Source organism: Curtobacterium sp. L6-1 (assembly GCF_018885305.1).
GTDB classification, from domain to species: domain Bacteria; phylum Actinomycetota; class Actinomycetes; order Actinomycetales; family Microbacteriaceae; genus Curtobacterium; species Curtobacterium aetherium.
Map to the genome: position 1 here is coordinate 566015 of NZ_CP076544.1, position 18602 is coordinate 584616.

Annotated in this window: 15 protein-coding genes, 1 tRNA gene and 1 pseudogene; 7 read left to right on the plus strand and 10 right to left on the minus strand. The window is 73.0% G+C overall.

Features of this window, described 5'->3' with window-relative positions; all coding sequences use genetic code 11:
* Nucleotides 1–74 precede the first annotated feature (74 nt).
* The 3 genes from KM842_RS02710 (at nt 75) to KM842_RS02720 (ending at nt 2158) form a co-directional block, all read left to right on the plus strand.
* Nucleotides 75–1217 (plus strand): DNA polymerase III subunit delta', encoded by a 1143-nt coding sequence (locus tag KM842_RS02710; RefSeq protein WP_216260724.1) that lies wholly within the window; start codon nt 75–77, stop codon nt 1215–1217.
* An 86-nt stretch (nt 1218–1303) separates the two neighbouring features.
* A complete protein-coding gene (locus tag KM842_RS02715; RefSeq protein ID WP_216260726.1) occupies nt 1304–2035 on the plus strand; it encodes a TetR/AcrR family transcriptional regulator in 732 nt (243 codons plus the stop codon).
* Between the two features lie 47 nt (nt 2036–2082).
* Nucleotides 2083–2158, plus strand: a tRNA-Thr gene (locus KM842_RS02720).
* Nucleotides 2159–2246: 88 nt separating this feature from the next.
* Here KM842_RS02720 and KM842_RS02725 read toward each other — a convergent pair.
* Nucleotides 2247–3971 (minus strand): glycoside hydrolase family 13 protein, encoded by a 1725-nt coding sequence (locus tag KM842_RS02725; RefSeq protein WP_216260728.1) that lies wholly within the window; start codon nt 3969–3971, stop codon nt 2247–2249.
* A gap of 189 nt (nt 3972–4160) precedes the next feature.
* Between KM842_RS02725 and KM842_RS02730 the strand changes: the two genes are divergently transcribed.
* The 4 genes from KM842_RS02730 to KM842_RS02745 all read left to right on the plus strand — a co-directional run bounded on the left by KM842_RS02730 (nt 4161) and on the right by KM842_RS02745 (nt 9081).
* Complete coding sequence (locus KM842_RS02730; RefSeq protein WP_216260729.1) at nt 4161–5210, plus strand: Gfo/Idh/MocA family protein; 1050 nt, start codon at nt 4161–4163, stop codon at nt 5208–5210.
* 114 nt (nt 5211–5324) lie between these two features.
* Nucleotides 5325–6827, plus strand: coding sequence for a D-alanyl-D-alanine carboxypeptidase/D-alanyl-D-alanine endopeptidase (gene dacB / locus KM842_RS02735; RefSeq protein WP_216260731.1), 1503 nt, complete (start codon nt 5325–5327; stop codon nt 6825–6827).
* Nucleotides 6828–6943: 116 nt separating this feature from the next.
* Nucleotides 6944–7564: an isochorismatase family protein gene (locus KM842_RS02740; RefSeq protein ID WP_216260733.1), complete on the plus strand. Its 621-nt coding sequence runs from the start codon at nt 6944–6946 to the stop codon at nt 7562–7564.
* A gap of 35 nt (nt 7565–7599) precedes the next feature.
* The gene (locus KM842_RS02745) at nt 7600–9081 is read left to right on the plus strand and encodes an NAD-dependent succinate-semialdehyde dehydrogenase (protein ID WP_216261995.1); all 1482 of its coding nucleotides are present in this window, start codon (nt 7600–7602) and stop codon (nt 9079–9081) included.
* Between the two features lie 45 nt (nt 9082–9126).
* Here the strand turns inward: KM842_RS02745 and KM842_RS02750 are convergent, their stop codons facing one another.
* The 9 genes and pseudogenes from KM842_RS02750 to KM842_RS02790 form a co-directional block, all read right to left on the minus strand.
* Nucleotides 9127–10962: an ABC transporter ATP-binding protein gene (locus KM842_RS02750; RefSeq protein WP_216260734.1), complete on the minus strand. Its 1836-nt coding sequence runs from the start codon at nt 10960–10962 to the stop codon at nt 9127–9129.
* A gap of 115 nt (nt 10963–11077) precedes the next feature.
* Nucleotides 11078–12478, minus strand: coding sequence for an MFS transporter (locus KM842_RS02755; RefSeq protein ID WP_216260736.1), 1401 nt, complete (start codon nt 12476–12478; stop codon nt 11078–11080).
* A gap of 195 nt (nt 12479–12673) precedes the next feature.
* Nucleotides 12674–13297, minus strand: a pseudogene (ribA, locus tag KM842_RS02760) (GTP cyclohydrolase II); the annotation flags it as partial.
* Nucleotides 13298–13326: 29 nt separating this feature from the next.
* Nucleotides 13327–14367, minus strand: a complete 1041-nt coding sequence (gene ribD, locus KM842_RS02765; protein ID WP_216261997.1) for a bifunctional diaminohydroxyphosphoribosylaminopyrimidine deaminase/5-amino-6-(5-phosphoribosylamino)uracil reductase RibD — start codon at nt 14365–14367, stop codon at nt 13327–13329.
* Between the two features lie 98 nt (nt 14368–14465).
* Nucleotides 14466–15053 carry a GNAT family N-acetyltransferase gene (locus KM842_RS02770; RefSeq protein WP_216260742.1) on the minus strand — a complete coding sequence of 196 codons (588 nt, stop codon included), beginning with the start codon at nt 15051–15053 and terminating at the stop codon, nt 14466–14468.
* Between the two features lie 6 nt (nt 15054–15059).
* On the minus strand, nt 15060–16067 hold the full coding sequence (trpS, locus tag KM842_RS02775; protein ID WP_216260744.1) for a tryptophan--tRNA ligase: 1008 nt from the start codon (nt 16065–16067) through the stop codon (nt 15060–15062).
* Between the two features lie 35 nt (nt 16068–16102).
* Nucleotides 16103–16945, minus strand: coding sequence for an exodeoxyribonuclease III (locus KM842_RS02780; protein WP_216260746.1), 843 nt, complete (start codon nt 16943–16945; stop codon nt 16103–16105).
* Nucleotides 16946–17139: 194 nt separating this feature from the next.
* Entirely contained in the window at nt 17140–17412 is a 273-nt protein-coding gene (locus KM842_RS02785) for an HPr family phosphocarrier protein (RefSeq protein WP_216260748.1), read from the minus strand.
* Nucleotides 17413–17516: 104 nt separating this feature from the next.
* Complete coding sequence (locus KM842_RS02790) at nt 17517–18287, minus strand: DeoR/GlpR family DNA-binding transcription regulator (RefSeq protein WP_216260753.1); 771 nt, start codon at nt 18285–18287, stop codon at nt 17517–17519.
* Nucleotides 18288–18602 lie beyond the last annotated feature (315 nt).

An 18602-nucleotide genomic window follows, 5' to 3' on the forward strand; every position in this document is an offset into this window, starting at 1 on the left:
AAGCGGATGGCGACGCCGGGGCCGATGGCGTCGACGACGCCGGCCCCGTCGGTGGGGACTGGCAGGATCATCCCGTGAGCGTGTGGGAAGGCCTGACCGGGCAAGAGGAGTCCGTGGCGGCCCTGCGCGCCGCGGCGGAGTCGGTCGACGGCACCGGCGGGATGACGCACTCGTGGCTCATCACCGGCCCGCCCGGGTCCGGCCGGTCGAACGTGGCAGCGGCCTTCGCAGCAGCCCTCGTCGGGAACGGACCGGACGACGACCACACGCTCCGCCTCATCTCCGCAGGCACGCACCCCGACGTCGCCCGACTCACCACCCAGCGGGTCATCATCACGATCGACGAGATCCGGCAGCTCGTGACCTCGTCGCAGTTCTCGCCGTCCGTCGGCCGCTACCGCGTGATGATCGTCGAGGACGCCGACCGCATGACCGAGCGCACCTCGAACCTGCTGCTCAAGGCGCTCGAGGAGCCGCCGGAGCGCACGGTCTGGATCCTCTGCGCCCCGAGTGAGGCGGACCTGCTCCCGACGATCCGGTCGCGCGTCCGGTCGGTGCGCCTGCGGGTGCCCGGCATCGAATCCGTCGCCGACCTCATCGTCGCCCGCACCGGTGTCGACCGCGTCCTCGCGACCGACGCCGCACGACAGGCGCAGAGCCACATCGGGATGGCGCAGCGGCTGGCGACGAGCGAGGACGCGCGGGAACGCCGGCGTCGCACGCTGACCACGGTGCTGGCGATCCGCAGCGTGGGCGACGCCGTGAACGCGGCGGCGGCACTGCTCGCGGTGGCCGACGAGGACGCGAAGGCGATCACCCTCGAACGCGACGCGGAGGAACGCGACGCAGCCCTCCGCTCCCTCGGGGTGCAGCCGGGCGGAACGGTCCCGCCCGCGCTCCGGTCGCAGCTCCGCGCCCTCGAGGAAGACCAGAAGCGTCGGGCGACCCGGAGCCTCCGCGACGGGCTGGACCGCATCCTGGTGGACGTCTCCTCGCTCTACCGCGACCTGCTCCTGCTCGGCCTCGGTGCGCCGACCGAGCCGGTGAACCTCGCGATGCGGCACGAGCTCGAGCGCGCCCTGCCGTCCGTGCCGCCCGCCGCCGCGCTCGAGGTGCTCGACGCCATCAGCACGGCACGCCAGCGCATCGGTGCGAACGTCGCCGCGCTGCTCGCGCTCGAGGCCCTGCTCGTCACGGTGGCCCGCGCGGTCCGCTGACGAGCGACCCTCGGCCTGGTGGTCCCGCGTCTCCCCGCACGGGTTCTCATGCCGTCCGCGATGGCGCGCATGGGAGGATCGTGCGCATGACCGATGCCGAACCGGGCCTCCGCGAGCGGAAGCGCCGCGCCACCCGCCTCGCGATCCAGCAGGCAGCCCTGCGCGTCGCGATCGAGCACGGTCTGGCAGCGGTGACGGTCGACGAGGTCTCCCGGCGCGCGGACATCTCCCCACGGACCTTCTTCAACTACTTCCCGAGCAAGGAACAGGCGATCCTCGGGGACGACCCGACGCTGCCGCAGGGCGACGACGTCGAGGTGTTCGTCGCCGGCGGTCCGACGGGCGACCTGCTGTCGGACCTCGGCGCCCTGCTCGTGCACTCGGCGCGGGAGCTCATCGAGGAGCGCGGGCTGATCGGGGAGCGGCAGCGGGTGCTCCGTGCCAACCCCGAGCTGTTCAGCCGTCGGATGGCGTCGATGAAGGAGTTCCAGTCGGAGATCCAGGCGGTCGTCGAGCGGCGTCTCCGCCGCGAGGCAGGGCTCCCGGACGCACGCTCCGCAGGCGCGGCCCCCGGGCAGGGCCCCGGCGCGCAGCCCTCCGGGCATGGCCTCGACACGCAGTCCTCCGGGCCGGCGACCGCCCCGGCAGCCGACACGGTCCTCCGCCGTCGTGCGCGCCTCGCCGCCCTGGTCGGCCTCGCCGCGCTCCGCCACGCCTGGTGGGAGTGGTCCGAGTCGGACGCCGACGCACACCTCGTCGACGAGCTCGAGCGCTCCTTCGACGACCTCGGCGCGCTCGTTTCGCGCTCGCTCGTCTGATCCTGTACAGTTGCTTCTCGTGCCGCTCCGGTCTGACCGGAGCGTCCGCCGCCTTAGCTCAGTCGGTAGAGCGATTCACTCGTAATGAATAGGTCGTCGGTTCGATTCCGACAGGCGGCTCCACAGAACCCCCTCGGTCCCACGGGCCGAGGGGGTTCTCTCGTTCCCGGCCCCGCCAGCCCGTCATCGGCACGCGCGGCCGGGAGGCCCGTCACCGGCACGCGTGCACGCGCGCCTCCCACGGACGGAGCAGCGCCGGCACCGGCGGCGCCCCGAGGTTCCCGAGCACGAGGTCACCCGCACGTCCCGCGACATCCGCGGGCAACTCGAGGTCCTGCGCCGACAGGTTCGCGACGACGACCAGCGGCACCTCGGACGCCGCCGCCCCGTCCGGCAGCGCCCGGGTGAACGCCCACAGCGTCGGGTGCTCGGCCTCGAGCAGCGTGAACGACCCGAGCCGCACCGTCCGGGAGCGGTGCCGTAGGTCGATGAGTCGACGGTGGTGCTCGTACACGGACCGCTCCCCGGCCGCCCGGTCGGCGGCGACGGTCACCCGCGGCCAGCCCTGGCCCATCCCGATCCACGGTGTAGCGGTCGAGAACCCGCCAGCCGGCTCGGTGTCGTCCCAGGGGATCGGCGTGCGGGCGTTGTCGCGGCTGCGGAACGACAGGGCCTCCAGCGCCTCGGCGATCGGCATGCCCCGGCCGACGGCTCCGCGGAACCAGTTGAGCGACTCGACGTCGCGGTACTCGTCGAGCGAGGTGAACCCGGCGTTCACCATGCCGATCTCGTCGCCCTGGTAGACGTACGGGGTGCCGCGGTGCAGGTGCAGGACGGTGGCGAGCAGCGTCGCCGCCTCGTACCGGTACGCGAACGGATCGTCACCAGCACCAGCACCAGCACCAGCACTCGCACCCGCACCAGCCCCGAGCCCGCCCGGCCCGAACCGGGACACCGGACGCGGCTGGTCGTGGTTCGACAGGTACAGCGAGTTCCACCCGCGGTCCTCGAGCCCCGTCTGCCAGCGCGCCAACGAGTGCTTCAGCGTCGGCAGGTCCGTCGCCTGCCGGGTGAACTTCGACGAGGCCGCGTGGTCCAGCCCGACGTGCTCGAACTGGAACACCATGTCCAGCTCGTGCCGGTCGGGGTCGGTGAACAGGGCGGCGTCCTCGACGGTCACGCCCGGCATCTCACCGACGGTGAGCAGCGCGTCCCGGCCGGCGAACACCCGCTCGTGCATCTCCTGCAGGTGGTCGTGGATCCGGGGTTGCATCACGTAGGCGTCGCTGTCGCCGGACAGGGCGTCGGCGTCCTTCGCGATGTGGTTGATGACGTCCATCCGGAAGCCGTCCACGCCGCGGTCGAGCCAGCGGTTCATCATGTCGTACACGGCGGCGCGCAGGTCCGGGTTGTTCCAGTTCAGGTCGGGCTGCTGCGGCGTGAACATGTGCAGGTAGTACTGCCGGGTGCCGGGGTCCCACGACCACGCCGGACCGCCGAACGCCGCACGCCAGCCGTTCGGCTCGTGTCCGTCGACCGGGTCGCGCCAGATGTACCAGTCGTGCTTCGGGCAGGTGGGGGACTGCAGCGCGGCGCGGAACCACGGGTGCTGGTCGCTGGAGTGATTGACGACGAGGTCCATGACGAGCCGCATGCCCCGCCGGTGCACCTCGACCAGGAGGGCGTCGAACTCGTCGATCGTCCCGAAGAGCGGGTCGATGTCCTCGTAGTCGGAGATGTCGTAGCCGTTGTCGGCCTGCGGTGACCGGTACACGGGGGAGAGCCACACGACGTCGACGCCGAGGTCGGCGATGTGGTCGAGGTGCTTCCGCAGCCCGGCGAGGTCGCCCACGCCGTCCCCGTCCCCGTCGGCGAAGCTCCGCGGGTAGACCTGGTAGACGACGGCTCCCGTCCACCACGGTTCCGGTTCGGTCACGGCGCCTCCTCGCGTCCGGAGCGCGCCGCGGCGCGCTCACCACCACCTGACGGACGGGAGGCCCGCCACACGTCCGGTGTCGCGCCTCCAGACCGTCGCCTGGTCACCCGGAGGCTACGCCGACGGTCCTGACGACGGCTCAACGCGGGCGGTGCCGCCACCGGCGGGGTCGCCTGGTAGACAGATGACATGGCCGTTCGATGGGGAGTGCTCGGGACCGGTGGCATCGCCCGGTCCTTCGTCACCGACTGCAGTGCCGCGGGGGTGGAGTTCACCGCGGTCGGGTCGCGCACCGGGGAGAGCGCCCGCGCCTTCGCCGCCGAGCACGGGATCGCCCGCGCCCACGGCGACTACCGCTCGCTCGTGGCCGACGACGAGGTGGACGCGGTGTACGTCGCGACGCCGCACTCCCGGCACGCCGAGGACGCCCTGCTCGCGATCGAGGCCGGCAAGCACGTCCTGGTCGAGAAGGCCTTCACGATCACGGCCGCCGAGGCGCGACGGGTCCGCGACGCCGCCCGCGACCGGGGCGTCCTGGTCGTCGAGGCGATGTGGACCCGCTTCCTGCCGCAGACGGCGATGATGCGCCGGGTCCTGGCCGAGGGACGGATCGGCACCCCGCGACTCGTCGAGGCCACGCACCACCAGGCGCTCCCGACCGACCCGCGACACCGACTCAACGACCCCGCGCTCGGCGGCGGGGCGCTGCTCGACCTCGGCGTCTACCCGGTGTCGTTCGCGGTCGACGTGCTCGGGGTCCCGACCTCGCTCGTCGCCGCCGGCACGCTGAGCGACCAGGGTGTCGACACGCAGATGGGCATCGTCATGACGCACGAGGGTGGTGCCCAGTCGACGGTGCACTTCGCGCTCGACGTGCGGAGCCCGAACAGCGCGTCGATCATCGGCACCGAGGGGCGCATCGACGTCGACCCGACCTGGTACACGCCGACGACCTGGCGCATCCGCGACGCCGACGGTGTCACGGTCGAGGAGTTCGACGGCCGCGAGGACCTGGCCGGCTACGCGCACGAGGCCCGCGCGTTCGAGGCGGCGGTCACCGCGTCCGGCGCCGTGGGCGCGTCCGGCGGTGCGGACGGGGCCGACGGCGGCGGGCGGATGCCGGCCGAGATCGCCGACGGCGCGACGTGCGGGATCGACCACACGATCGCGGTGATGACGGTCATGGATGAGGCTCGACGACAGGTCGGCGTGCGGTACCCGGCGGACGACGCGGTCTGACCGGCTCGCCCGTTCCGGCGGTCCGGACCCGGCCCGTCCGCGCGGTCCCGTTCCGCCCGCGCCCACCCAGTCCCGCCCTGGAGGCCCGGCCGCGCGTCTCGTAGGATCGTCGCGATGTCCGATCAGTCCCCCCAGCCGTCCGCCGGCGGTCCCGTCCGCCGCTCCGTCGCGGCGGTCCGTGCCTCCGCCAACCGCCGACCGGTGCCCTGGGCGATCGGCGGCCTCGTCGCCGTCCTCGTCGTCGGCTCCGGCGGTGCGGTCGCCGTCGGCGCGGTGACGCCGGACCAGCCGGGTGCGACCGTGGCGGCCACCGCCTCCCGGACGCCCACCGCCAGCCCGACCGCCGGGCCCACGCCCACGGCGACCCGGTCGGCCACCGCCACCGCGGAGCCGACGGCGACCCCCACGCCGACGCCGACCGCCACCGCCGCGGCCCGCACCTGCTCGATCGCCGGCGCCGCGTCGGCGAGCGGCCTCGGTCGGTTCGAGGGGTACGTGATGAACGCCTCGACCGGCGAGGAGCTCTTCTCCCGCGACGGCGGCACCCCCGCGCAGACCGGCAGCGTCATGAAGACCCTCACGAGTGCGACGGCGCTCGCGGTGCTCGGCGGCGGGTACACGATCCCCACCACGGTCACGAACGAGGGCGGCGGCACGATCGCCCTCGTCGGCCACGGGGACGCCACCCTCTCCGCGGGCCGGGGGAGCGTCTACGCGGGCGCCCCGACGCTCCCGCAGCTCGCGCAGCAGGTGAAGGCGCGCCTCGGCGACAGCCCCGTCACCACGATCGTCGCCGACGGCACGTGGTGGACCGAGGCCGATGCCTGGCACCCGACCTGGCCGGTCAGCGAGCGGACGATCGGGTACCAGCCCGAGGTCACCGCCCTCATGGTCGACGGCGACCGGGCGAACCCCGCCGCCGCCACCTCACCCCGGTCCGAGGACCCGATCGGCCGCGCCGGGGAGGCCTTCCGGACCGCCCTCGTCGACGCCGGGGTCGTCGGGGCCGCGACGGCGCCGATCGCGAAGCGGGCGACGACCTCGCAGGACGCCATCGCCACCGTGCGCTCGCAGCCGGTGTCGACGCTCATCGGCCAGATGATCCCGAACTCGGACAACACCCTCGCCGAGATGCTCGCGCGCATCGCGTCGAAGGAGTCGGGCGGGGGCGGGACGGCTGCCTCGCTCACCGGCGTGTACCAGTCCGCCCTCCGCGGGTACGGCGTCGACCCCTCCGGCACCACGATCATCGACGGCTCGGGGGAGAGCGCCGCGAACGCCGTGTCCCCGTCCTTCGTCGCCCACCTCATGGTGCCGGTGACGACGGGCGCGAAGGGCCTCGGCACGCTCGCCCAGGTCCTCCCGGTATCGGGGGTGTCCGGCACGCTCTCGAGCCGGTTCACCGGGGCGAACGCCGTCGCCCGGGGGAAGGTCCACGCGAAGACCGGCTGGATCGACAGCGCCAACACCCTCGGCGGGTACATCGACGCGGCGGACGGCACGAAGCTGACGTTCGCGTTCTACGCCATCGGGTCACCGCGGGCGGCAGCGCTCCCGGCGCTCGACGCGGTGACGGCGGCGGCGTACCGGTGCGGGGGATCGCTCTCCGGGTCCTGAGCCGTCCACCGCCCCGCGCCGCGCCGCGCCTCGCACCGCACCCCGCGGCGCCCCGGCTCGCACCACCGTGCGGCGCCGCTCGGGTCGTGCTGACCCATCGGGTGTTGGATGGACACATGGCACGGGCACTGCTCATCACCGACGTCCAGAACGACTTCACCGAGGGCGGCGCGCTCGGCATCGACGGGGGCACGGCGGTGGTCGAGCGCATCACCGCGTTCCTGCGTCGGCACGCCGGCGAGTACGACCTCGTCGTCGCCTCCCGCGACTGGCACGACGCCGACGGGGACAACGGCGGCCACTTCGCCGGCGCCACGGGCCCGGACTTCCGGACCTCGTGGCCCGTGCACTGCGTCGCGGGCACCCCGGGCGCCGAGTACCACCCGGCGCTCGACCTCTCCTTCGTGGACGTCCACGTGCGGAAGGGGCAGGGCGAGCCCGCCTACTCGGCCTTCGAGGGGACGACCGACACCGGCGCCGACCTGGTCGACGTCTTCTTCGACCGCGACGTGCACGCGGTCGACGTCGTCGGCATCGCGACCGACCACTGCGTGCGGGCATCGGCCCTCGACGGAGTACACGCGGGCCTCGACGTGTTCGTCTACGAGGACCTGGTCATCGGTGTCGACCCCGCGGCCAGCGAGGCGGCGCTCGACGAGGTCCGCGACGAAGGCGGCCACACCGGCCGCAGCGACATGGACGAGGGGCGGCAACGCCCGGGAGGAGCGGTCCTGTGACCGACACGACCGACACGACCACGAGCACGACCACCATCACCACCACCGTCGGCGACGAGCACGTCAGCGTCACCGGCGTCCCCACCGGCCTGTTCATCGGCGGGTCCTGGCGACCGGCATCGGGCGGCGCGACGTTCGACGTCCGCGACCCCTCGACCGGCGCCGTGCTGGCGAGCGTCGCCGACGCCACCGCCGAGGACGGCCTCCGCGCGCTCGACGCCGCCGCCGCCGCACAGGAGGACTGGGCCGCGACCGCTCCGCGCCGCCGGTCGGACCTGCTCCGCCGCGCGTTCGACCTGGTGCACGAGCACACCGACGACATCGCCGCGATCATGACGCTCGAGATGGGCAAGCCCCTCGCCGAGTCCCGGGGCGAGGTCGTCTACGGCGCCGAGTTCCTCCGCTGGTTCTCCGAGGAGGCCGTGCGCATCGGTGGTGACTACCGGACCACGCCCGAGGGCACCGGGCGCGGCATCGTGCTCAAGCGTCCGGTCGGGCCCGTCTACGCGATCACCCCGTGGAACTTCCCGCTCGCGATGGCGACCCGGAAGATCGCCCCCGCGCTCGCCGCCGGGTGCACGGTCGTGCTGAAGCCCGCCGACCTCACCCCGCTGACGACGCTGTTCCTCGTCGAGCTGTTCCGTCGCGCCGGGCTGCCGGACGGCGTGCTGAACGTCGTGCCGTCGTCGGACGCGAAGGCCCTGTCGGCCCCGATCATCGAGGACCGCCGACTCCGCAAGCTCACCTTCACCGGTTCGACGCCGGTCGGGTCCGCGCTGCTCAAGCAGGCGGCCGACTCGGTGCTCAAGACGAGCATGGAGCTCGGCGGCAACGCCCCCCTGCTCGTGTTCGACGACGCCGACCTCGACCGCGCGGTGGACGCCGCCGTGCAGGCGAAGTTCCGGAACGTCGGCGAGGCCTGCACCGCGGCCAACCGGTTCTTCGTCCAGGAGGGCATCGCGGACGCGTTCACCGCCGCCCTCACCGAGAAGGTGCGGGCGTTCCGCATCGGCCGGGGCACCGAGGACGGCACCGACATCGGGCCGCTCATCGACGGTCGTGCTGTCGACAAGGCCGCCGGGCTCGTGGACGACGCGGTCGCCCGCGGCGCGCAGCTCGTCACGGGTGGCGAGCGCGTCGACCGGGAGGGCACGTTCTACGCCCCCACCGTGCTCGACGACGTGCAGCCCGGGTCGGACATCCTGACGACCGAGATCTTCGGTCCGGTGGTGTCGATCACGCGCTTCGCCACCGAGGAGGAGGGCATCCGCCTCGCCAACGACACCGAGTACGGCCTCGTCGCCTACGCCTTCACGGAGGACGTGCGGCGCGGGCAGCGACTCGCCGAACGCCTCGAGACGGGCATGCTCGGGTGGAACACGGGTGTGGTGTCGAACGCGGCGTTCCCGTTCGGCGGCGTGAAGTCGTCCGGTCTCGGCCGCGAGGGGTCGCACGAGGGTCTCGAGGAGTACCTCGAGACGGTCTACGTCCTCACCCCGGACCCCTTCGCCGCCTGACGTTCCCCGACAGCCGGAGCGCCCGACGCCGTGGTCCCTCCGGCGTCAGACGAGGAGCTGGTGCTTGGCCAGGTCGCGGTACAGCGGCGTGGTCTGCACCAGCTCCGAGTGCGTCCCGGACCCGACGACGCGACCGTCCTCGAGCACCACGATGACGTCGGAGTCCACCACGGTCGACAGTCGGTGGGCGATGACGAGCAGCGTGCGGTCCTCGGCGACGGCGTCGATCGCCAGGCGCATCTTCTGCTCGTTCACCCCGTCGAGCGAGGACGTCGACTCGTCGAGGAGCAGGATCGGGGGCGCGGCGAGCAGTGCGCGGGCGATCGCCAGCCGCTGACGCTCACCTCCGGACAGCATCACGCCGTCCTCGCCGACCTGCGCGTCGAGCCCCCGCGGGTCGCGGTGCAGCACGTCGCCGAGGTTGACGGCCTCGAGCACCCGGACGCACTCGGGCTCGGACGCGTCGGGCGAGCCGAGCAGCAGGTTCGCGCGGATGGTGCCGGCGAGCACCGGGGCGTCCTGTTCCACGTACCCGATCTGGGCGCGGAGCTCGGCACGGTCGAGCCCGCGGACGTCGAGCCCGCCGAGGCGGATGACGCCCTCCGTGGGGTCGTAGAACCGCTCGATGAGGGCGAGGGTGGTCGACTTGCCGGCACCCGACGGTCCGACCAGGGCGACCCGGGAGCCGCGCGGCACCCGGAACGACACGTCCTGCAGCACCGGGTGCTCGTCCCCGGGTGCCGGGGCGGGCGCGGACACGTCGGCGGCGCCGGCCGCCCCGTCGGCCCCGACGGCGTCGGGCGAGGCGGCGTACCGGAAGGTGACGTGCTCGAACGTGATCGCGTCGTCGGTGGCGACCGCAGCGGCCGGACGCACGGCTGCGTCGTCCTGGTCCTCGGTCGGCAGGTTGAGGATCTCCTCGATGCGGCCAAGCGCGCCGAGCGCCTGGGCGACGGCGACGACCGCGCCGAGCGCCTGCCCGAGCGGCATGACCATCATGAAGAGCAGGAGGATGAACGTGATGAGCGTGGCGATGGTGATCGTGCCGGCGGCCACCTGGGCGCCGCCGATGCCGAGGACGGCGATGAACGCGACCTGCATGACGATGCTCGCGACGGGCACCACGAACGCGGACATCCGCGCGATGACGAGCCCCCGACGGTAGGCCTCCGTCGCGTGCGCGTCGACCTCGCCGACCTCGCGCGCGGTGGCCCCGGCGGCACGGATGGTGCGCACGGCTCCGATGCCCCGCTCGACCGCGGCGGTGAGGTCGCCGACCTTCTCCTGCGCGGCCTTCGACGCGACCCGGATGCGCCGGCTGAGGCCGCCGACGACGACGACCGCGACGATGACGATCACGATCACGACGACGAGCAGCAGGGGGTCGATGACGGCCATCGCGATGACGGCACCGACGAACGTGAGCGCACCGCCGATCGACTCGATGAGCCCCTGGGTGAGGACCGCCCGGAGCAGCGTCGTGTCGCTGCCGACCCGCGAGACCAGGTCACCGGTACGGCGGACGTCGAACTCCGAGATCGGCAGGTTGAGGATCCGGGCGATGAGCTTGCGCCGCGTCGAGAGCACGACGCCCTCGCCGGCGCGCTGCAGCAGGAAGTGCTGCACGCCGTTCAGGACGCCGGCGACCAGGACGAGGACGACGAGCGCCCAGACCAGGGCGGACATGTCGGTGCCCTGCTGCACCGCGGTGACCACCTGGTTCACGAGCAGCGGCTGCGCGAGCGACGCGGCGGCGCCCAGGACGCTCAGCACGATGATGACGACCATCGCCGGCTTGTTCTCGAACAGGTAGGACAGCAGGCGGCCGAAGGTGGCGCGGGGTCCGTCGGTCTTCTTCGGGCGTGCGAACGGGTTGCTCATCGTGTGCCGATTCTCTCACCGCCGGACCGACAGACGGACGGGAGGCCGCCCACCGGTCCGGTGGACGGCCTCCCGTCCGTGTCTGCTCGCGTCCGCGACGCGTCGCCGACGGCCGCTAGGAGCCGACGCGGTCCGGCGCGGTGCCGGCGGCCGTCGCCTCGGCCTCGTCGAGGTCGCGGCCGCGGGTCTCGCGGACCAGGAGCAGCGCGACGAGCGTGACGACGGCCGCGATCGTCAGGTAGAGGCCGACGAGGAAGATGTCCCCGTCCGGACGCCACAGCGCCAGTGCGATCGTCGGGGCGAGGGAGGCGCCGAGGATCGAGGCGATGTTGTACGCCAGCGCCGAGCCGGTGTAGCGGACGTTCGTCGGGAACAGCTCCGGCAGCAGCGCGCCCATCGGCCCGAAGGTGAGCCCCATCAGCGACAGCCCCACGATGAGGAACGTCACGACGGTGATCGGGCCCTGGGACGCGGCGAACCAGAACTGGAAGGTCAGGCCGAAGAGCGCGATGCCGATCGTGGTCGGGATGAGGGTGCGACGACGCCCGAACCGGTCGGCCAGGAGCCCGGCGACCGGGGTGAAGACGCCGAAGAACACGACGCCGATCATGAGGAGGGTCAGGAACTCGCCGCGGGAGTAGCCGAGCCCGATCTTCGGCACGAGGGACGTCGCCGTGGTGCCGTACGCCAGCGTGAACGTCGTCATGAAGTAGAAGAGGACGTACGTGGCGACCATGCCGAAGGTGCCGACGACGACCGCGCGCCACGACGTGCGGAACACGCGGCCCAGCGGGATCTTCGCGACGGAGCCGGACTCCTGCACCCCGCGGAACACGGGGGACTCGACCAGGCGGAAGCGCACGTAGAGCCCGACGAGCACGAGCACGGCGGACAGCAGGAACGGGATGCGCCAGCCCCACGCCTGGAAGTCGGCGTTCGGGGTACCGTCCGCGCCCGCGGGCATGGCGGCGTTGATCGCGATGAACAGGCCGTTCGCGAGCAGGAACCCGATCGGTGCGCCGAGCTGCGGCATCGAGCCGAACACGCCGCGCTTGCCCTCGGGTGCGTTCTCGGTGGCGAGCAGGGCCGCGCCGGACCACTCGCCGCCCAGGCCGACGCCCTGCGCGAAGCGGAGCACGGCGAGGAGCACCGGTGCCAGCACGCCGACCGAGTCGAAGGACGGCAGGCAGCCGATGAGGAACGTCGCGGTGCCCATCACGAGCAGGGACGCGACGAGCGTGGTCTTCCGGCCGACGCGGTCACCGAAGTGGCCGAACAGGATCGATCCGACCGGGCGGGCGAAGAACGCCAGCGCGAAGGTCACGAACGAGGACAGCTGCGAGGCCACCGGGTCCTCGTTCGGGAAGAAGAGCGTCGGGAAGACGAGGACCGCGGCGGTCGCGTAGACGTAGAAGTCGTAGAACTCGATGGAGGTGCCGACGAGGCTCGCGATGACGACCCGCGAGCGCGGGTTCGTCCTCGGGGCGGACGTCGGGGTGGCCGGTGCGGCGGACATGGGCGTGAGGACACTTTCGCGCGGTGCGCGCTCGGAGGGAGCGCTGCGTGCTGCCGGACGGCGGACACCGACCGGTTCGCGCGGGGTGGCGCGGACACCTGGTCGGCGTGCGTTCGGGGGAGTGGTCCCGCTCGTGACGGGGTCCTCAGTGTACGACGGATGTCGCACACCTGCGAATCCGCCCGGAGGACGCCGTCAGTTCGCCGCGCTGGTCCCGAGGTGTGCGGGCAGCTCGTGGCCCATCCGGTCGCGCTTGGTGTCCAGGTACCCGGCGTTCTGCGCGGAGATCCCGACGACGAGCGGCACGAGCGAGTCGACCGTGATGCCGTGCTCGGTGAGCTGGCGGCGCTTCTCGGGGTTGTTCGACAGGAGCCGCACGCGCGTGATGCCGAGGTCGGCGAGGATGCCCGCGGCGCCGCCGTACGCGCGGGAGTCGGCGGGGAGCCCGAGCGCCAGGTTGGCGTCGAGCGTGTCGAGGCCGTCCTCCTGCAGGCGGTAGGCCTTGAGCTTGTTGATGAGGCCGATCCCGCGTCCCTCGTGCCCGCGCAGGTAGACGACGACGCCGCCCTCGGCCGCGATGGTGTCGAGCGCGACGTCGAGCTGCGGGCCGCACTCGCACTTCAGCGAACCGAACGCCTCGCCGGTCAGGCACTCGGAGTGCACCCGGACGAGGGCGCCGTCGGTCGGAGCGGACCCGTCGGGCGCGGTGGCGATGACGGCGACGTGCTCCGCGCTCGTGACGAGGTCGCGGTAGGCGCGCATCTCGAAGGTGCCGTGGGTGGTCGGGACGTTCGTCGAGACCTCGAACTGGACCGGGCTCCCGGGGGTGGCGGAGGTCAGTGCGTCGGTCATGTGGTGCTCCGGTCGGTGGGGGCCCCGTCGACCGGGCTCGTGGTCCGCGGCGGGACCGGACGGGCGCGGACCAGCAGGTCGGGGCCGAGGCTGGACGTTGACAGTACACGCAACGACCGCGCACCGTGGATACTTCCCACGCCGATGTCGTCGAGCGCGACCCGCGGTCCACCGAGGAGCACCGGGGCCAGGTAGACGAGCAGTTCGTCGGCGAGCCCGGCGGCGATGACGGCCGACGCGACGGTGGGGCCGCCCTCGACCAGGACGCTGTGCACGCCCCGGTCGCGCAGGGACCGCAGGGCGGCCTCGAGGTCGTGCCCGGGGATCGTGACGACCCCGCGCGGGTGCCGCCGGAGCGCCGCGTCCGCGGGCAGGGGCCGGTCGCCGAGCACGACGGGCAGCGGCTGGTCGGCCAGGAACTCACCGGCGTCCCCGCGGGCGGTGAGGCTCGGGTCGTCGGCGAGCGCGGTCCCGGTGCCGACGAGCACGGCGTCGTGCGCGGCGCGTTGCTCGTGCACGTGCTGTCGGGCCGCTGCCCCGGTGATCCACCGGCTCGACCCGTCGGCCGCGGCGGCCCGCCCGTCGAGGCTCGACGCCCACTTCACGGTGACCCACGGCCGCCCGAGCCGGACGGAGAGCAGCCAGCGTTCCAGGAACGCCTCGGCCTGGTCGGCGAGGACCCCGGAGACCACCTGGACACCGGCGGCGCGGAGGCGGTCGGCGCCGCCGTGGGACACGGCACCCGGGTCGTCGACGGCGTAGACGACGCGGGTCACACCGGCGTCGAGGAGGGCCACCGAGCAGGGCCCGGTGCGCCCGGTGTGGTCGCAGGGTTCGAGCGTCACGACCGCCGTCGCGCCCCGGAGCTCGGCCGGGTCGACCTGCCGCATCGCGTCGACCTCGGCGTGCGGGGTGCCGGCACCGCGGTGCCAGCCCTCCGCCAGCACGGCACCGTCAGGGGAGAGCACGACCGCACCGACCCGGGCGTGGTCGCCGACGGCGGGACCGCGGGCGGCGAGTTCGAGGGCCCGGCGCATCGCCCGGACCTCGGCGTCGGAGACGGGAGCAGCGCCGGCCCCGGTCGCGCTGCGGGGACCGCCCTGCGGCGCCGGGGTCGTGTCGGGTGCGGAGTCGCTCACGGAGCGAGACTACCGGCGGCACCTGCCGTCGACTCGGGCGGCCAAGGCAGGTCCGAGGCGGGCTCGCCGTCCGCGCGGCGGAGCCCGGTCCAGGCGGCGGCGGGGGAGCCGTCACGGTTCGCCACGAGGGCGTCGGCCGTGCCGGTGTACGCGAAGCCGGCCCGCCGCGCCACCGCCGCCGACGCGGTGTTGCCGACGTAGCACTCCCAGTACACGTCCGGGGCGCCCTGCTCGAACGCCCACCCGACGACGAGCTCGACGGCCTCGTGCAGGAGCCCCGCGCCGCGGGCCTCCGGCGCGAGCCAGAACCCGAGGTCCCGGTGCACGGTCCGGTAGCTGATCACGCCCTCGAGCCAGGTCGACCCCTGTCGCCGGATTGCCCAGGTGTACTCACGGTCGGACGCCCAGCCGGGTCCGACGAGCGCGTCGACGAACCGCTGCGCGTCGGCGGCCCGGTAGGGGACCGGGATCGTGGTCCACCGCACGACCGCGGGGTCCTGGCAGGCCTCGGTGATCGCGGCCGTGTCGGCGCGGGTGGGCAGGTCGAGCCGGACCCGCGCCGACTCGAGGGTGACGGGCAGCACCGTCGGTCAGCGGGCCCGCGGCACGAAGCCGATCGCGTCGTACACCCGGGCGAGCGTGGCGTCGGCGATGGCCTCGGCGCGCTCGGCACCGACGGCCAGCAGGCGGTCCAGCTCGGCCGGGTCGTCGAGGAGTTCGAGCGTGCGGGCGCGCACGGGTTCGAGCTCGGCGACGACGGCGTCCGCCACCGCGCCCTTGAGGTCGCCGTAGCCCTTGCCGACGAACTGCTCCTCGAGCGAGGCGACCGGGGTCCGCGTGAACGCCGACAGGATCGCGAGCAGGTTCGTCACGCCCGGCTTCGCCTGCCGGTCGGCTCGGATCTCGCGCTCGGTGTCGGTCACCGCGGACCGGATCTTTTTCGCGGTCCGCTTCGGGTCGTCGAGCAGGCGGATGAGGCCGTTGTCGGACGCGGCCGACTTGCTCATCTTGCTGGTCGGGTCCTGCAGGTCGTAGATGCGGGCCGTCTCGGTGCCGATCCGGGCCTCCGGCACGACGAACGTGTCGCCGAACCGCGAGTTGAAGCGCTGGGCCAGGTCGCGTGTCAGTTCGACGTGCTGACGCTGGTCGTCACCGACCGGGACCACCGCCGTGTCGTACAGCAGGATGTCCGACGCCATCAGGATCGGGTACGTGAAGAGCCCGACCGAGGCGGCCTCCGCACCCTGACGCGCGGACTTGTCCTTGAACTGGGTCATCCGGCTGGCCTCGCCGAAGCCCGTCAGGGTGTTCAGCACCCAGGCGAGCTCGGCGTGCGCGGGGACGTGCGACTGGACGAACAGCGTCGACTTCGACGGGTCGATGCCCGAGGCGATGTACTGCGCCGCGGTCGCCCGGGTGCTCGCCCGGAGCTCCGCAGGGTCCTGCGGGGAGGTGATCGCGTGCATGTCGACCACGCAGTAGATGGCGTCGTGGTCGTCCTGCAGGTCGCGCCACTGCATGAGGGCGCCGATGTAGTTGCCGAGGTGGAGCGACCCGGCGGAGGGCTGGATGCCGGAGAAGATGCGCGTGCTGGTCATGCGAGGAGTCCTGGTGCTGGGGAGCGAGCGGGGGATCAGAGGTCGTAGTCGACGACGACGGGCGCGTGGTCGGACCAGCGCTGGTCGTACGCGGCGGCGCGGTCGACGGTGTACGAGGTCACCGTGCTGGCGAGCTCCGGCGTCGCGACCTGGTAGTCGATGCGCCACCCGGAGTCGTTGTCGAACGCCTGGCCGCGCCAGGACCACCACGTGTACGGGCCGTCGACGTCGCCGGCCTGGGCGCGACCGACGTCCACCCAGCCGAGGCCCGGTCCGGTGGAGCCGTCGGCACCCTCGACCTGCTCGCCCTCGGCCCCGAAGAAGCGGCTGAAGTAGGCACGTTCACGCGGCAGGAAGCCGGCGCGCTTGACGTTGCCCTTCCAGTTCTTGATGTCGCGCTGGTCGTGCCCGACGTTCAGGTCACCGACGACGACCGCGAGCGGGTTGTGCGCACGCAGGGCGGGCAGGCGCTCGGTCATCGCGTCGAGGAACTTCCACTTCTCGACCTGTTTCGGGGTGTCGACCTCGCCCGAGTGCACGTACGTGGAGACCACGGTGACGGTGCGGCCGCCGATCTCGTAGTCGGCCTCGATCCAGCGGCCGGCCGAGTCGAAGTCCTCGGCCCCGAGCTCGACGCGGTGCAGGTGCGGCCGGTGTCGGGAGGCGATCGCCACACCGGCCCGGCCCTTCGCGGAGGCGGGGTCGTGCACGACGTCCCACTCGTCCCCGAGCAGCCCGGTGAGGTCCTCGGTCGACGCACGGACCTCCTGCAGGGCGAGGACGTCGACGTCGCGGTCCGCGAGCCAGTCGCCCATCCCCTTCCGGAACGCGGCACGGATGCCGTTGACGTTGACGGTCGCGAGGCGCAGGCGGGTCATGCAGCAACCCTACCGGCGGTGTCCGACGCGCCTCCGTCCCGTCGCGGGCGCGACCGGACGACGGACGGGAGGCCCGCCACCGGCTGGTGACCCTCCCTCGCAGGCTCGGTCGGCGCGGCCCGCGTGACGCTGGCGCGTCACCGCTGAGCGGGCCGCGCCCGTCGGGTCGTGGTCGCCCGGGCGACCGGCGCGGCTCAGGCCGCGTCGTGGTCCGTCTGCAGGAAGTCGACCAGGCTGTCCGCCGTGGTCTCGGCGTCGTCGCCGGTCACGGTGAGCAGGACCTCGTCGCCGTTCTCCACACCGAGGCCGAGGAGGCCCAGGATGCTGCCGGCGTTCGCCGACTTCTCGCCCTTCGCGATGGTGACCTGGTGGCCGGACGCGGTGACGGTCTGGACGAAGAGCGAGGCGGGACGGGCGTGCAGGCCGGACGCGCTCGCGACGGTGACGGTGCGGGTGGCTTCGGACATCGATGGTCTCCTGTCGACGGGTGGGACGCTCATGCTAGCGAGCGGCTCGCGGGTGGTTCCCGGACTGTTCCCGGCCGGGGCGGTGGGCTCTGCGGTGGCGGTGGTCAGGAGCGTCCGGGCCAGAAGACCTCCGTGCCCGCGGCCTCGACCTCGCGCACCAGGTCCAGGTTGACGCCCGGGTCCGTGATGATCGTGTCGATGGCGGCGAGCGGTGCGACGCGGCCGAACTCCTCGCGGCCGAACTTGGTGTGGTCGGCGAGCAGGATGCTGCGACGGGCGGACTTGATCATCGCGCTCTTCACGGCGGCCTCGGCCATGTTGTGCGTGGTCAGGCCGCGCTCGGGCGTGATGCCGTTGATGCTCACGAAGGCGACGTCGACGCTCACCATGCCGATGAGCTGGTGCGTCCACGTGCCGACCCCGGCGAGGGAGTCGCTGCGGATGTTGCCGCCGAGCAGGTGCAGGTCGATGCCGGGGCGGTTCGCGACCGCCATCGCCACGGGCAGCGAGTGCGTGACGACGGTCAGCCCGCGGTCGGTCGGCAGCAGCTCGGCCAGGCAGATCGTGGACGTGCCGGCGTCGATCATCACCGAGCCGTTCTCGGGCAGCTCCTCGAGCGCGGCCTCGGCGATCACCATCTTCTCGGTCTGGTTGATGCCGCCGCGGTCGCCGACGCCCGGGTGCAGGGTGATCCGCTCGACGGGGATCGCGCCGCCGTGGGCCCGGCGGACGAGGCCCCGTCGCTCGAGGCTCGTGAGGTCGCGGCGGATCGTCTCCGGCGTGACGGCGAGCAGCTCGGCCAGGTCCTTGACGTCGACCCGGCCGTGGGCGCGCGCCTGCTCGACGATGCGCTGGTGGCGTTCTGGTGCGTACATCGGGGCCTCGTCGGATCGGGTCGTGCGCGGTGCGGGTCGTGCTCGTCGCCGTCGGCGGGCGCCGGGGCGCGGGGAAGACGGACGCGGGGCGGAACGGACACGCTCGGGCACGTACTCCGCCGGTGTCCCGCATCCGATCTGGCCAGCAGACGAAAACGGGCATCTGTTTCTGCATTTTTATCCCCGGATGTGTTTGTTTGTCAACGCGGGTCGATGTACAGTGCAGGAGAACCGTCCGGATGCAGCACGCCCCGGACGCAGCACCGCCCCCCGAACCGCCCACCGCTGCTGCGCGTGAGATGAAGGAGTCTCCCC